Genomic DNA, 13,200 nt, shown 5'->3' with positions numbered 1-13,200 from the left:
ATTTTGCGAGAATTTTAGTTACAAAACCCCCTGCTGAAGCGTTTCAGTTCAGAATTACGATCCCCGGGTTTCCTGGGCGTTTGTCACCCTGTATTAATCACGTAAACAGAGTGTTATTTTCGGGTTACTGTCAGGCGCCACCTCTGTTGCCCGCCAGTCACAATAACGAATCCGACAACATCACCTCACGGCGTTAGTGGACACCTGTTTATGAAAACCTCACTTTTTAAAAGCCTTTATTTCCAGGTGCTGATGGCGATTGGCATCGGCGTTTTGTTAGGCCATTTTTACCCGGAGTTAGGGACCCAGATGAAGCCGCTGGGAGATGGCTTTGTTAAGTTAATCAAGATGATTATCGCCCCGGTAATTTTCTGTACCGTGGTGACCGGCATCGCTGGCATGGAAAGCATGAAAGCGGTAGGACGGACCGGCGCGGTTGCACTGCTCTATTTTGAAATTGTCAGCACCATCGCGCTGATTATCGGCCTGATCGTGGTGAACGTGGTGCAGCCAGGTGCCGGGATGAACGTTGATCCTGCCACGCTGGATGCCAAAGCCGTGGCGATTTACGCGCAGCAGGCAGAACAGCAGGGCATCGTCGCTTTCCTGCTGGATGTCATCCCCAACAGCGTGATTGGCGCCTTTGCCAGCGGCAATATTCTGCAGGTGCTGCTGTTTGCCATTCTGTTTGGTTTTGCCCTGCATCGTCTGGGTAACACTGGCACGCTGATTTTCAACGTGATTGAAAGCTTCTCAAAAGTGATTTTCGGCATCATCAACATGATCATGCGTCTGGCACCGATAGGGGCATTTGGCGCGATGGCGTTCACTATCGGCAAGTATGGCGTGGGCTCACTGGTGCAGCTCGGCCAGCTGATTATCTGCTTCTACATCACCTGTATTCTGTTTGTGGTGATCGTGCTGGGGCTGATTGCACGCCTGTTCGCCGGATTCAGCATCTTTAAGTTCATCGCCTATATCAAAGAAGAGCTGCTGATTGTGCTGGGCACTTCCTCTTCCGAGTCTGCGCTGCCGCGCATGCTGGATAAGATGGAGAAGCTGGGCTGCAAGAAATCGGTAGTAGGGCTGGTGATCCCCACCGGTTACTCCTTTAACCTGGACGGCACCTCGATTTACCTGACCATGGCGGCAGTATTTATCGCTCAGGCGACCAATGCGCACATGGACATTTTCCATCAGATTACGCTGCTGGTGGTGCTGCTGCTCTCCTCCAAAGGCGCGGCGGGGGTAACCGGGAGCGGATTTATCGTGCTGGCGGCGACGCTCTCTGCGGTGGGACATCTGCCGGTGGCGGGTCTGGCGCTCATTCTCGGTATCGACCGCTTTATGTCCGAAGCCCGTGCGCTGACCAACCTGATCGGTAACGGTGTGGCGACCGTGGTGGTGGCGAAGTGGGTCGATCAGCTGGATCATAAACAGCTGACCGACACGCTGGCAGGCCGGAATAAGGAGAATAAAGCGTCTGAATCTTCAATTTAATCATTGAATTTCACTTAAATCCCCACAAATGCCCGCTGTCGCTTGCCCTGACAGCGGGCATTTGCATAATAAACCCCACTTGTTTTTTTTGACGTTTTTCACTTCGTTACGCGACATCCTGAGCTTCCTGTGGTCAAACACTTTGTTGTTGGATAACAGCGCGATTCGGCGCCAGCCGATTCGTTAATAACAGCGGCAATATGCGCCAGTGATAACGATATTTGAATTATTTGAGTAGGGGTTCACATGCAGGGCACCAGAATTCGGCTTTTGGTTGGTGGATTAGTGCTGGCAAGCAGCTTTGGTCTCCAGGCAGAAACGCTGCAACCGGATCCGGCCTGGCAGGAAGGCAAGCTGGATAATGGATTTAACTGGCAGTTACTGGCCACACCGCAACGCCCCAGTGACCGTATTGAACTGCGGCTGGTGGTGAATACCGGCTCGCTGGTAGAGAGTGCGCAACAGGCCGGCTTCAGCCATCTGCTGCCGCGTCTGGCGATGGTGCACAACACCGCGCTTGATAACCATCAGCAGCGCGCGCTATGGCAACAGGCTATGGATCCTCAGCATCCGCTGCCACCTGTGATCACCTCCTATGATTCCACCCAATATAATCTGAGCCTGCCGAATAACCGCCCCGAGTTGCTGAAAGAAGCGCTGAACTGGCTGGCGGCCACGGCAGGCAATATGGCCATCACCGAACAGGTGGTTAATACCGCGCTGGCGGCATCGGATCCGGTGGCGACCTGGCCGAAAGATACCCAGGATGTCTGGTGGCGCTACCGCCTGAAAGGCTCCGCGCTGCTGGCGCATGACCCCGCAGCGCAACCACGCGCGCCGGTTGATTTAACCCAGCTCAATGATTTTTATCATCAGTGGTACACTCCGGATGCGATGACGCTCTACGTGGTGGGGAATGTTGACAGCCGCAACCTCTCTGAGCAGATCAATAAAACCTTCTCGGCGTTAACCGGTAAACGTGAAACGCCTGCGCCACTGCCCACCCTGTCGCCGCTGCCGCACGAGCCGGTAAATCTGGTCAGCAGCAACATGACGCAGGATCGTCTCTCGCTGGTGTGGGATACGCCGTGGCAACCGATTCGTGACTCCCAGAATCTGCAGCGTTACTGGCAGGGCGATCTGGCACGTGAAGCGCTGTTCTGGCATGTCCAGCGTGCGCTCAGTGACAGCAAGGCACAGGGCATACAGGTGGGATTTGATTGCCGTGTGCTCTATCAGCGTGCACAGTGCTCCATCAACCTGGATGGACGCAACGAAAATCTGGCGCAGAATATGAATCTGGTGGCGCGTGAGCTGGCAAACGTGCGTGACAAAGGCTTGCCGCAGGAGGAGTTTGATGCGCTGATGGCGCAGAAGCTGCTGGAGCTGAACAAGCTGTTTACCACCTATGCCCGCACCGATACGGATGTGCTGATGAGCCAGCGCCTGCGCTCCCAGCAGAACGCCGTAGTCGATATCGCACCTGAGCAGTATCAGAAGCTGCGTCAGACTTTCCTGGCCGGCCTGACCCGCGAACAGTTAAACCAGGAGCTGCGTCAGCAGCTGACGCAGGAACTGATGATGGTACTGATTCAGCCGGAAGGCGAAGCGGAAACCAACGTGAAGAGCCTGCAAAACAACTGGGACAAAGTGATGGCACCGCCAGCGGCACCGGCGACCAGTAATGAAGCCAGTCCGCCGGATAGCAACGTCAAAGACGTTCCGCCAGCCGCATAAAGTCAGGTTTTTGCCCTGAGCCACTCGGTCACTAACATCGGCCAGCTGGCGAGGGGCAAATCTGCCACGCCGCGGATACCAAATCCGTGCCCGCCTTTCTGATAGAAATGCACCTCTGCCGGGACCTTATGCTCACGCAGTGCGCCAAAAAACGCCATGCTGTGATTCACTGATACATCATCATCGTCGGCTGCGTGGATCAACAGCGTTGGCGGCACCAGCGGATGAACCCGGGTTTCCATTGAATAAGCGTCAATGGTTTTCTGATCGGGCCAGGCACCCAGCAGGCGGGTTCTGGCTCCTTCATGGGCGATGCCGTCCCGCATGCTGATTACCGGATAGACCAGTACCATCGCATCCGGACGCGGCGAGAAGTTTTCTGCGCCATCCTGCACCGGATAGAGTTTCTCTGCGAAACGCGTACCCAGACTGGCAGCCACGTGGCCACCCGCCGAAAAGCCCATCATGACGATATATTTACCATTCAGGCCGCGCTGCGCCCGTTCACGCAGGACGCGTACCGCGCGCTGAGCATCGGCCAGCGGCGCGTCGGGGCCTTCGTGATGTCCATCATAGGGCAGACGATAGGTCATCACCGCCAGGGTGTAACCCATTGAGGTAAAGAATGTCGCCAGGGCGCTGCCTTCACGATCGATCATCACGCGCTGATAGCCACCGCCCGGTGCGACCAGCAGGGTAATCCCGTTTGATTCGACCGGATGCCAGATCGCCATCTCCGGGCAACGTACGCCGGTAGCGGCCCGATCGTAAGGCTCATACTCTTTTGCCATGTCGACAATCTGCGGCTGTGCGCGCGAATCGCTGGCGCCTGGCGCATCACCGTGTGGCCAGATATTAATAATTTCTGTGTGCATAAATAGATCCTGATGCGGGGAATATTTTAATTGTTTTGTTCGCGGCCGGAGAGAACAGCGTCCTGCTGTCTTTTGATTAAAAGATGGTCTTTTTTCAGGCAGTCGTCCATCCGAAAAGGGGGGATCTGACCAGATTCGGACTATGCCTGGTGGTGGATCTGTTTGTTTAACTTATTAATTTTAATCAATAAATTATAAGATAGATTGAAGGGGGCGACCGCAGGGGATCTGTTATTAACCACAATTTTTCCGCTTAAGGTAAATAGCTGGCACGGCCCGCTTTATTAGCCGCAATTTACCGGATATCACGCTGTGCGTTCTTAAGGCGACATAATGATTTTAGCGTCAGGATCACACCGCAACGCTGCAGGGGCTAACGTGCCAGTCTCATCTGGGAACGGATAGCATCGGTTACAGTCACGCAGCCAGACGTTACCAGCAGCCTAAAAAAATGCGCCCGAGGGCGCATTTTCTGGCATCGGCACGATCAGTGCCTGTATCAACGACGCTGGCTGCCGCTCTGTCAGTCAGGCATCGCCTCTGCCGGAATAATCGCGCCGCGATGCTGAATCACGGTGCTGGCAGTCAGGTGTCCGCGCTGCGCGGCGACCTCTGCAGAGGCGCCGGTCAGACGGCGAGCCAGATAACCGGCACTGAACGAATCACCGGCTGCGGTGGTATCGATCACTTTCTCTTTCGCCAGACGTACCGCAGGTACATCAATCAGCGGTGCGTCGCCGGTGACCACCAGGCAGGAGTCTGCACCGCGCTTAATCACGATTTCGCTGGCACCCGCCCGACGGGTACGCGCGATAACATCATCCAGCGGCTCTTCGCCCCAGAGCAGATGTTCATCATCCAGTGTCAGGAAGGCGATATCGGTGCAGTTGAGCATGGCGCGATAAGCGGCCTGCGTGCTGGCCCGATCGGCCCATAAACGCGGGCGGTAGTTGTTATCGAAAATCACCTTGCCGCCATTAGCCCGGCAGCGCGCCAGCAGCACCATCAGCTTTTCACGACTGGCAGGCGGCAGAATCGCCAGGCTGATGCCGCTAAGGTAGAGATAATCGTAGTGCGACAGCTGCTCAGCTATCTCTGCTGATTGCGGACTGTCGAGCCAGTAACGCGCGGCGGCATCACTGCGCCAGTACCAGAAGGTGCGCTCACCGTCGGCATCGGTTTCAATGAAATACAGGCCCGGCATTTTATTATCGAGCCGCTGAATCAGGTCGGTATTGACCCTCTCCTGCTGCCAGGCCGCGATCATTTGATCGCTGAACGAATCCGTACCCAGCGCAGTGACATAATCGACCCGTAACTGCTGCTCATCAACCTGGCGAGCGAGATAAACGGCCGTATTGAGCGTATCGCCGCCAAAGCCACGTTTAATGTTCTCACCCTTTTCGGACAGCTCAATCATGCATTCGCCGATGATGGCGATTTTTTTCTGCGTCATGGTTTCAGACCTGTAGTGAAATATCGCCTTAGTCTCGCGTCTGGTATGGCAGACGTCAATGGTTTTAAAACGGTGTTTTAATTTACCTTTAAAGGCGGCCATTAGCCCTGGTCTCGGGGATAAACGCCGGGAATGTCGGCTTTTTTTACCGCTTATGCTAACGAAATGGCTGAGAAACCCCTTTTTCTGAATTGAATCATCTTACTATCCCGCTTCCCTGATGCTGTTGCCCGCGGTCTCGACTATCTTTAACGCAGACCGTGAATGTGCAAGGAGAAAGCGTAATGTCGCGTACCGGGAAAATAGTCAGCTGGGTAGCAGGAATTCTGGTGTTGTTGATCGTGGTGATTATCGTCGTCATCGCGACCTTTGACTGGAATCGCCTTAAGCCCACCATCAATCAAAAAGTTTCAACCGAGTTAAACCGTCCGTTTGCGATACGCGGGGATCTGGGTATCGACTGGGCACGAAATCGCGACGAAGCAGGCTGGCGGCGCTGGGTGCCGTGGCCGCAGATCCATGCGGAAGATATCATGCTGGGGAATCCGCCTGACATTGCCGACGTTACCATGGTACATCTGCAGCGGGTCGATGCCACATTGTCACCGCTGTCGCTGCTGCACAAAGAACTGTTCATCCCGTGGATTAAATTGCAGCGGCCGGATGCGCGTCTGATCCAGACCGCGGATAAAAAGAACAACTGGACCTTTACCCTTGCCGATAGCGGCAAGGATGAGAAGAGTGCTGCGCCATCGGCCTGGTCATTCCGTCTGGATAATATTCTGTTCGATCAGGGCCAGATTCGTTATCGCGACGCCATTAACCGCGCAGATGTCACGGTGCAGGTTAATCCGCTGGGTAAGCCGGTGCCGTATACGCAGATTGCCGGAGGCAATGACCAGCAGAAGGGCGCAGGCGACTTCGTCTTTGGCTGGCAGGCGAAGGGCACTTATAACAATGAGTCACTCAGCGGCGACGGTAAGATTGGCGGCATGCTGTCACTGCGCAGTCAGAACACCCCGTTCCCGATTCAGGCCGATCTGCGCAACGGCAGCACCCGCGTTCAGGTGACCGGCGGTCTGCAGGATCCGATGAACCTCGGCGGGCTTAACGTGCGACTGCGTTTCTCGGGCGATACGCTGGCCAATCTCTATGGCCTGACCGGCGTCCTGCTGCCTGACACGCCACCTTATGAAACCGACGGCCATCTGATTGCTAAATTCAGCGGCGAAAAGGGCGCGGTCTACCGCTATGAGAAATTTAACGGACATATTGGCGACAGCGATATTCATGGGTCGCTGATCTACAGTCAGGTTAAACCCCGCCCGACACTCAGCGGCGAGCTGACCTCTGAGCAACTGCGCATGGCCGATCTGGGGCCGCTGATTGGCGTCGACTCTGGCAAAGGTAGTGAAAAAACGGCTCAGGCCAAAGCCCGGCGCGGGGAGAAATCGAATCAGCCCGCAGACCGCGTGCTGCCACACGATAAATTCGAAACCAAAAACTGGGACGTGATGGATGCCGACGTGAAGTTCAGCGGCAAACGGATCGAACACAGCAATTCACTGCCGTTAAGCGATCTCTATACCCATTTACAGCTGAAAAACGGTGATCTGCTGCTGGATCCGCTGCGCTTTGGTGTGGCGGGCGGCAATCTCAACAGCACTATCCGGCTGGAGGGCGATCACTCGCCGATGCGTGGTCGGGTTGATCTTCATGTCCGTAAGCTGCAACTGCGTCAGCTCTTCCCGAATGTGGAGGCGATGAAGAACAGCCGTGGCCAGCTCAATGGCGATGCCAGCTTTACCGGCACCGGTAACTCCGTAGCCGATCTGCTGGCGACCAGCAACGGGCAACTTAAGCTGCTGATGAATGATGGTCTGATCAGCCGCAGCCTGATGGAAATTGCCGGACTCAACGTCGGTAACTACGTGGTGGGCAAACTGTTTGGCGATGATCAGGTGCGCATCAACTGCGCCGCCACCGATCTCAAACTGCAGAATGGTGTGGCGACGCCTAACCTGTTTGTGTTTGATACCGAGAACGCGATTATCAACGTGTCAGGCAACGCGAACTTCGCCAGTGAGCGGCTGGATCTGTCGGTGAATCCGGAGAGTAAGGGCGTCCGCATCGTAACGCTGCGCTCCCCGCTCTATGTGCGTGGTACCTTTAAAAATCCTGATGCGGGCGTGAAAACGGGGCCACTGCTGGCACGTGGTGCCGCTGCAGTGGCATTGGGCGCAGTAGTGGGCCCGGCGGCGGCGCTGCTGGCACTGATCTCTCCAAGCGATAACGAAGACAACCAGTGCAGCACCGTCCTGCAGCAGATGAAGCAGAAGAAGTAACTAGTTGCGATAGAGCACTTTGATAATGTGATAACCAAAGCCGGTCTTTACCGGCCCGTAAGGCGTCAGCAGCGGGCAGGTAAAGACCGCTTTATCAAAGGCCGGCACCATCTGTCCCTGCCGGAACTCGCCCAGATCGCCGCCATTCCGGCCGGAAGGACAGGTTGAGTGCTTCTTTGCCAGCTGCTGGAAATTGCCACCCTTCGCCAGTTTTGCCAGTATCTCTTTTGCCAGCGCTTCCTCTTTGACGAGGATGTGTAAAGCCGCCGCGGTTTTCGCCATGTTGGTATCTCGGTTGTGTATAATTGCCGCCCAGTATAAACCCCTTTCTTTTGATTCAATCAGGCGATTTCTCCTATGCGTTTAAACCCCAGCCAACAACGTGCCGTCGAATTTGTTACCGGTCCCTGTCTGGTGCTGGCGGGCGCGGGATCGGGCAAAACCCGCGTGATTACCAATAAAATCGCCCATCTGATCCGTGAATGCGGCTATCAGGCGCGCCACATCGCCGCAGTGACCTTTACCAATAAAGCCTCGCGCGAAATGAAAGAGCGTGTGGCGCAGACGCTGGGCCGCAAAGAGGCGCGCGGCCTGCTGATCTCCACCTTCCATACGCTGGGGCTGGAGATCATCAAACGCGAAACCGCGGCGCTGGGCATGAAGTCAAACTTCTCGCTGTTCGACGATCAGGATCAGCTCGCCCTGCTGAAAGAGCTGACAAAAGAGTGGCTGGAAGAGGATAAGACGCTGCTACAGCAGCTCATCTCCACCATCTCGAACTGGAAAAATGATCTGATCGATCCGCAGGGCGCCGCCGCGCTGGCGCGATCGCAGCAGGATAATATTTTTGCTCACTGCTACGCCCTCTACAGCCAGCATCTTAAGTCGTGCAACGTGCTCGATTTCGACGATTTGATTCTGCTGCCGACGCTGCTGCTGCAGCGTAATCAGGAGGTGCGTGAACGCTGGCAGCAGCGTATCCGCTATCTGCTGGTGGATGAGTATCAGGACACCAACACCAGCCAGTATGAACTGGTTAAGCTGCTGGTGGGGGCGCGGGCGCGCTTCACGGTGGTGGGCGATGATGATCAGTCTATCTACTCCTGGCGCGGCGCACGCCCGCAGAATCTGGTGCTGCTGAATCAGGATTTCCCGGCGCTGGAGGTAGTGAAGCTGGAGCAGAACTACCGCTCTTCGCAGCGCATACTGAAAGCGGCAAATATCCTGATTGCCAATAACCCGCACGTCTTTGAGAAGCGGCTCTTTTCGGAGCTCGGGCAGGGCAGCGAGCTGAAGGTGCTTACTGCCAACAGCGAAGAGCATGAAGCGGAGCGGGTCACCGGCGAGCTCATCGCGCATCACTTTATCAACCGGACGCAGTACAAAGATTACGCCATTCTTTATCGTGGCAACCATCAGTCCCGGACCTTTGAAAAGTTTCTGATGCAGAACCGCATCCCTTATCGCATCTCTGGCGGTACTTCGTTCTTCTCACGGCCCGAGATCAAAGATCTGCTCGCCTATCTGCGCGTGCTGACCAATCCTGAGGATGACAGCGCGTTTCTGCGCATCGTCAATACGCCGCGCCGTGAGATTGGCCCGGCCACGCTGCAGAAGCTCGGTGAGTGGGCCAACCTGCGCAGCAAGAGCCTGTTTAACGCCAGTTTTGATGTCGGTCTGGGGCAGACGCTGAGTGGCCGTGGTCTGGAGCATCTGCAGCGCTTCACCCACTGGCTGAATGAGATTATCCAGCTGACCGAACGTGAGCCGGTAAACGCAGTGCGTGATTTGATTCGCGGCATCGACTACGAAAGCTGGCTGTTCGAAACCTCCGGCAGCCCGAAAGCCGCAGAGATGCGGATGAAGAACGTCAACACGCTGTTTCAGTGGATGACCGAGATGCTGGAGGGCAGCGATATCGATGAGCCGATGACGCTGGCGCAGGTGGTGACGCGCTTTACCCTGCGCGACATGATGGAGCGCGGTGAAAGCGATGAAGAGCTGGATCAGGTGCAACTGATGACGCTGCACGCCTCCAAAGGGCTGGAGTTCCCCTATGTATTCCTGGTGGGCATGGAGGAGGGGCTGTTACCGCATCAGAGCAGCATCGATGAGAATAATATCGAAGAGGAGCGTCGCCTGGCCTACGTGGGGATCACACGGGCGCAGAAAGAGCTGACCTTTACCCTGTGTCGCGAACGCCGGCAATATGGCGAATTAATCCGGCCGGAGCCGAGCCGTTTTCTGCTGGAACTGCCGCAGGACGATCTGCAATGGGAAACCGAGCGCAAAGTGGTCAGTGCGGAGGAGCGGATGAAAACCGGTCAGAGCCGGGTGGCCGGTCTGAGAGCGATGCTGGATAAGGCGAAAAAGAGTTAAACCAGTGCAGGAGGCGAAAGAGATTCGCCTCACGCGACGGCAATTACGAAAGGGTTAATAACCAGTGGACGTAAGACTGATAATGGCTTTCCTGCTCCAGCAGCTCACTGCGCAACGGATGGGCCTCCAGCCAGCCCGCGGGCAAGGTCAGATGCAGGGCATCATCGTCTGCCTGTAGCCGCACCGCAGGCAGGGTGTCATCGCGACGGCGGGTGGAGAAAATAATCGCCAGCCGCAGCAGACGGCACATCCGTTCCGCCAGCCGCGGCGGCAGGGCGTTCTGCTGAGTCAGCAAAGCCAGATCGATGCTGCCGCTCTGGTTTTGCAGTAAACAGGCCAGCAGCTTCTTCTGCGCCGGTGTGAAACCAGGAAGATCGAGGTGACGCACCAGATACGCCGCATGCTGCGGCGCATGACGGAAGTCAACGCTCAGGCCGATTTCGTGGATCGCGCAGGCGCTGAGCAGCAACTCACGACAGCGCTGATCCAGCTTCCACAACGTGGAAACCTGACGGAAAAAGCTCTCCGCCAGCTGACGCACGCGATCCGCCTGCTCGACATCAATGCTGAAACGGCGCTGGACGTTGTGTAGCGTGCGGGTTCGGATATCCCGGTCGATGGGCAGATGCAGCATGCCGTAGACCAGTCCTTCGCGCAGTGCGCCGCCCGCCAGCGTCATGCTATCGATACTGAGCTCCTGGAAGATGGCGATCAGAATCGACAGGCCGCTGGGGAACACCAGCGCCCGCTCCAGCGTCAGCCCTTCGATTTCCAGCTCTTCCAGTTTGCCGCACTGAATGGCGCGCTGCTTCAGCTGCTGCAGCTTATTCAGCGTGATGCGCTCATCCATGCCCTGCGCCACCATGATCTCCTGCAGCGCCTGAACCGTGCCAGAGGCACCAACACAGGCCTGCCAGCCCTGCTCACGCAGTTGCGCTGCAATAGGCTGGATCATTTCACGCGCCGCCAGCTCGGCCTGGTCAAAGTTCTCTTTTGCCAGATGACGATCGCTGAAGAAGCGCTCCAGCCACGTCACACAGCCCATCGACAGACTGAACAACACCGACGCGTGCGAACCATCGCCGGTGGCCAGCTCGGTGCTGCCGCCGCCGATATCGACCACTAAACGCTGGTCGGAACCGCCGGTGGTGTGGGCCACGCCCTGATAAATCAGGCGCGCCTCTTCTTCACCGCTGATGACGTTGATGGTACAGCCAAGGATCTGTTGGGCGGTGTCGAGGAAGGTCTGCGCATTGGCAGCCAGACGCAGCGTGGCGGTCGCCACCACGCGAATCTGATCGGGGGGAATATCCTGCAGTTGTTCAGAGAACAGTCTGAGGCATTGCCAGCCTCGCGACATCGCGTCGGCTGACAACAGGTTATTTTTATCCAGACCGGCAGCAAGGCGAACCTTGCGCTTAATTTTTGCAACGGTCTGGATACTGCCAGAGACCTCGCGCACCACCAACATATGAAAGCTGTTAGACCCTAAATCAATCGCTGCATAAAGTGACGATGCGCTTAGCATGGTGGCCTTAACCTGAACGTTTACGGTTGTTGTTGCGTGGAGCACCGCGACGATTGGCGTTATTCCCTCCGCGACGTGGGCCATTGCCGGAACGGCTGCGTTGCAGACGCTTAGGCGGCGGTAAATCCGTTAACAACGCTTCGCTGCTGTACTTGCTGACCGGGATGCTGTGGCCGATGTACTCTTCAATCGAAGGCAGATTCAGCGCGTATTCTTCACAGGCCAGGCTGATTGAATGACCGCTGGCGCCTGCACGACCGGTACGGCCAATACGGTGAACGTAATCTTCACAGTCATCTGGCAGATCGTAGTTAAAGACGTGGGTAACAGCCGGGATGTGCAGACCGCGAGCAGCCACGTCAGTGGCGACCAGAATATCCACATCACCTTTGGTGAAGTCATCCAGAATGCGCAGGCGCTTCTTCTGAGCAACGTCGCCGGTCAGCAGGCCGACACGATGTCCATCGGCAGCCAGGTGGCCCCAGATATCTTCACAGCGGTGCTTGGTGTTGGCGAAAATAATGGCGCGATCGGGCCACTCTTCTTCCAGCAGGGTCTGCAACAGGCGCATTTTCTCTTCGTTAGACGGATAGAAAAGCTCTTCCTGAATGCGATGGCCGGTTTTCTGTTCCGGTTCCACTTCCACATATTCAGCACTGTTCATGTGCTCAAACGCCAGTTCACGGACGCGGTAGGAGAGGGTCGCCGAGAACAGCATGCTCAGACGCTGAGTCGCCGGCGGCATGCGACGGAACAGCCAGCGAATATCTTTAATAAAGCCGAGATCAAACATGCGATCGGCTTCGTCCAGCACCATGACCTGAATAGCACCGAGGTTGACGTGATTCTGTTTCGCGTAGTCGATCAGGCGACCGGTGGTAGCCACCAGAATATCAACGCCCTGCTCCAGCACTTTCAGCTGTTTGTCATAACCGTCTCCGCCATAGGCGAGACCCAGTTTCAGGCCGGTTGAGGCGGTAAGGGGTTCTGCATCAGCATGAATCTGCACAGCAAGTTCACGCGTCGGCGCAAGAATTAATGCCCGTGGCTGGTTAACCTGACGACCTTCCGCCGCAGGATGAGAGAGAAGATGATGAAACGTTGACGTCAGAAACGCCATCGTTTTGCCGGTACCGGTTTGCGCCTGGCCTGCAACATCACGCCCTGAAAGCGTAAAAGGCAGAGCTAACGCCTGAATCGGCGTGCAGTATTGAAAGCCTTTAGTATCAAGGGCTTCCACCACTTTTGGGTGCAGGGCGAAGTCGGAAAACTTCTGTTCAGTTAAGTGTGTTTTGCTCATAGTGTGGTAGAATATCAGCTTACTATCGCTTTACGAAAGCGTATCCGATGAAATAAAGTCAACCAACATTGGTATATTTT

Annotated in this window: 9 protein-coding genes; 4 read left to right on the top strand and 5 right to left on the bottom strand. The window is 56.0% G+C overall.

The annotated features are described in order from the left end of the window. Positions 1 to 210: 210 nt before the first annotated feature. Both OK409_RS13705 and OK409_RS13700 read left to right on the top strand, forming a co-directional pair. Positions 211 to 1,500, top strand: a complete 1,290-nt coding sequence (locus OK409_RS13705; RefSeq protein ID WP_010257403.1) for a dicarboxylate/amino acid:cation symporter — start codon at positions 211 to 213, stop codon at positions 1,498 to 1,500. A 246-nt stretch (positions 1,501 to 1,746) separates the two neighbouring features. Continuing rightward, complete coding sequence (locus OK409_RS13700; protein WP_010257399.1) at positions 1,747 to 3,237, top strand: M16 family metallopeptidase; 1,491 nt, start codon at positions 1,747 to 1,749, stop codon at positions 3,235 to 3,237. Between the two features lie 2 nt (positions 3,238 to 3,239). Here the strand turns inward: OK409_RS13700 and OK409_RS13695 are convergent, their stop codons facing one another. Next, positions 3,240 to 4,112 carry an alpha/beta hydrolase gene (locus OK409_RS13695; RefSeq protein WP_010671660.1) on the bottom strand — a complete coding sequence of 291 codons (873 nt, stop codon included), beginning with the start codon at positions 4,110 to 4,112 and terminating at the stop codon, positions 3,240 to 3,242. A gap of 523 nt (positions 4,113 to 4,635) precedes the next feature. Beyond that, positions 4,636 to 5,568, bottom strand: coding sequence for a sugar kinase (locus tag OK409_RS13690; protein WP_264367150.1), 933 nt, complete (start codon positions 5,566 to 5,568; stop codon positions 4,636 to 4,638). A gap of 284 nt (positions 5,569 to 5,852) precedes the next feature. Here OK409_RS13690 and OK409_RS13685 point away from each other — a divergent pair, with 284 nt between their 5' ends. Beyond that, positions 5,853 to 7,913, top strand: a complete 2,061-nt coding sequence (locus OK409_RS13685) for an AsmA family protein (RefSeq protein ID WP_050680420.1) — start codon at positions 5,853 to 5,855, stop codon at positions 7,911 to 7,913. Here OK409_RS13685 and ppiC read toward each other — a convergent pair whose 3' ends face one another. Continuing rightward, positions 7,914 to 8,195, bottom strand: coding sequence for a peptidylprolyl isomerase PpiC (ppiC, locus tag OK409_RS13680; protein WP_010257386.1), 282 nt, complete (start codon positions 8,193 to 8,195; stop codon positions 7,914 to 7,916). Between the two features lie 75 nt (positions 8,196 to 8,270). On the opposite strand from ppiC, the gene rep reads away from it, so the two are divergent. Beyond that, positions 8,271 to 10,292: a DNA helicase Rep gene (gene rep, locus OK409_RS13675; RefSeq protein WP_010257384.1), complete on the top strand. Its 2,022-nt coding sequence runs from the start codon at positions 8,271 to 8,273 to the stop codon at positions 10,290 to 10,292. A gap of 43 nt (positions 10,293 to 10,335) precedes the next feature. Here the strand turns inward: rep and gppA are convergent, their stop codons facing one another. Next, positions 10,336 to 11,820, bottom strand: coding sequence for a guanosine-5'-triphosphate,3'-diphosphate diphosphatase (gppA, locus tag OK409_RS13670; RefSeq protein ID WP_010671664.1), 1,485 nt, complete (start codon positions 11,818 to 11,820; stop codon positions 10,336 to 10,338). Positions 11,821 to 11,827: 7 nt separating this feature from the next. Then, the gene (rhlB, locus tag OK409_RS13665; RefSeq protein ID WP_022624852.1) at positions 11,828 to 13,120 is read right to left on the bottom strand and encodes an ATP-dependent RNA helicase RhlB; all 1,293 of its coding nucleotides are present in this window, start codon (positions 13,118 to 13,120) and stop codon (positions 11,828 to 11,830) included. Between the last annotated feature and the right edge of the window lie 80 nt (positions 13,121 to 13,200).

Source organism: Pantoea sp. RG18, assembly GCF_025910075.1.
Lineage (GTDB): Bacteria > Pseudomonadota > Gammaproteobacteria > Enterobacterales > Enterobacteriaceae > Pantoea > Pantoea agglomerans.
Note: the sequence above shows the minus strand (reverse complement) of the source record. Positions and strands in the feature narration are given on the sequence as shown.

Excerpts from the sequence above, each read along its gene's own strand:
- OK409_RS13705 (WP_010257403.1), top strand. The coding sequence starts at position 211 with ATGAAAACCTCACTTTTTAAAAGCCTTTATTTCCAGGTGCTGATGGCG.
- OK409_RS13700 (WP_010257399.1), top strand. The coding sequence starts at position 1,747 with ATGCAGGGCACCAGAATTCGGCTTTTGGTTGGTGGATTAGTGCTGGCA.
- OK409_RS13695 (WP_010671660.1), bottom strand. The coding sequence starts at position 4,112 with ATGCACACAGAAATTATTAATATCTGGCCACACGGTGATGCGCCAGGC.
- OK409_RS13690 (WP_264367150.1), bottom strand. The coding sequence starts at position 5,568 with ATGACGCAGAAAAAAATCGCCATCATCGGCGAATGCATGATTGAGCTG.
- OK409_RS13685 (WP_050680420.1), top strand. The coding sequence starts at position 5,853 with ATGTCGCGTACCGGGAAAATAGTCAGCTGGGTAGCAGGAATTCTGGTG.
- ppiC (WP_010257386.1), bottom strand. The coding sequence starts at position 8,195 with ATGGCGAAAACCGCGGCGGCTTTACACATCCTCGTCAAAGAGGAAGCG.
- rep (WP_010257384.1), top strand. The coding sequence starts at position 8,271 with ATGCGTTTAAACCCCAGCCAACAACGTGCCGTCGAATTTGTTACCGGT.
- gppA (WP_010671664.1), bottom strand. The coding sequence starts at position 11,820 with ATGCTAAGCGCATCGTCACTTTATGCAGCGATTGATTTAGGGTCTAAC.
- rhlB (WP_022624852.1), bottom strand. The coding sequence starts at position 13,120 with ATGAGCAAAACACACTTAACTGAACAGAAGTTTTCCGACTTCGCCCTG.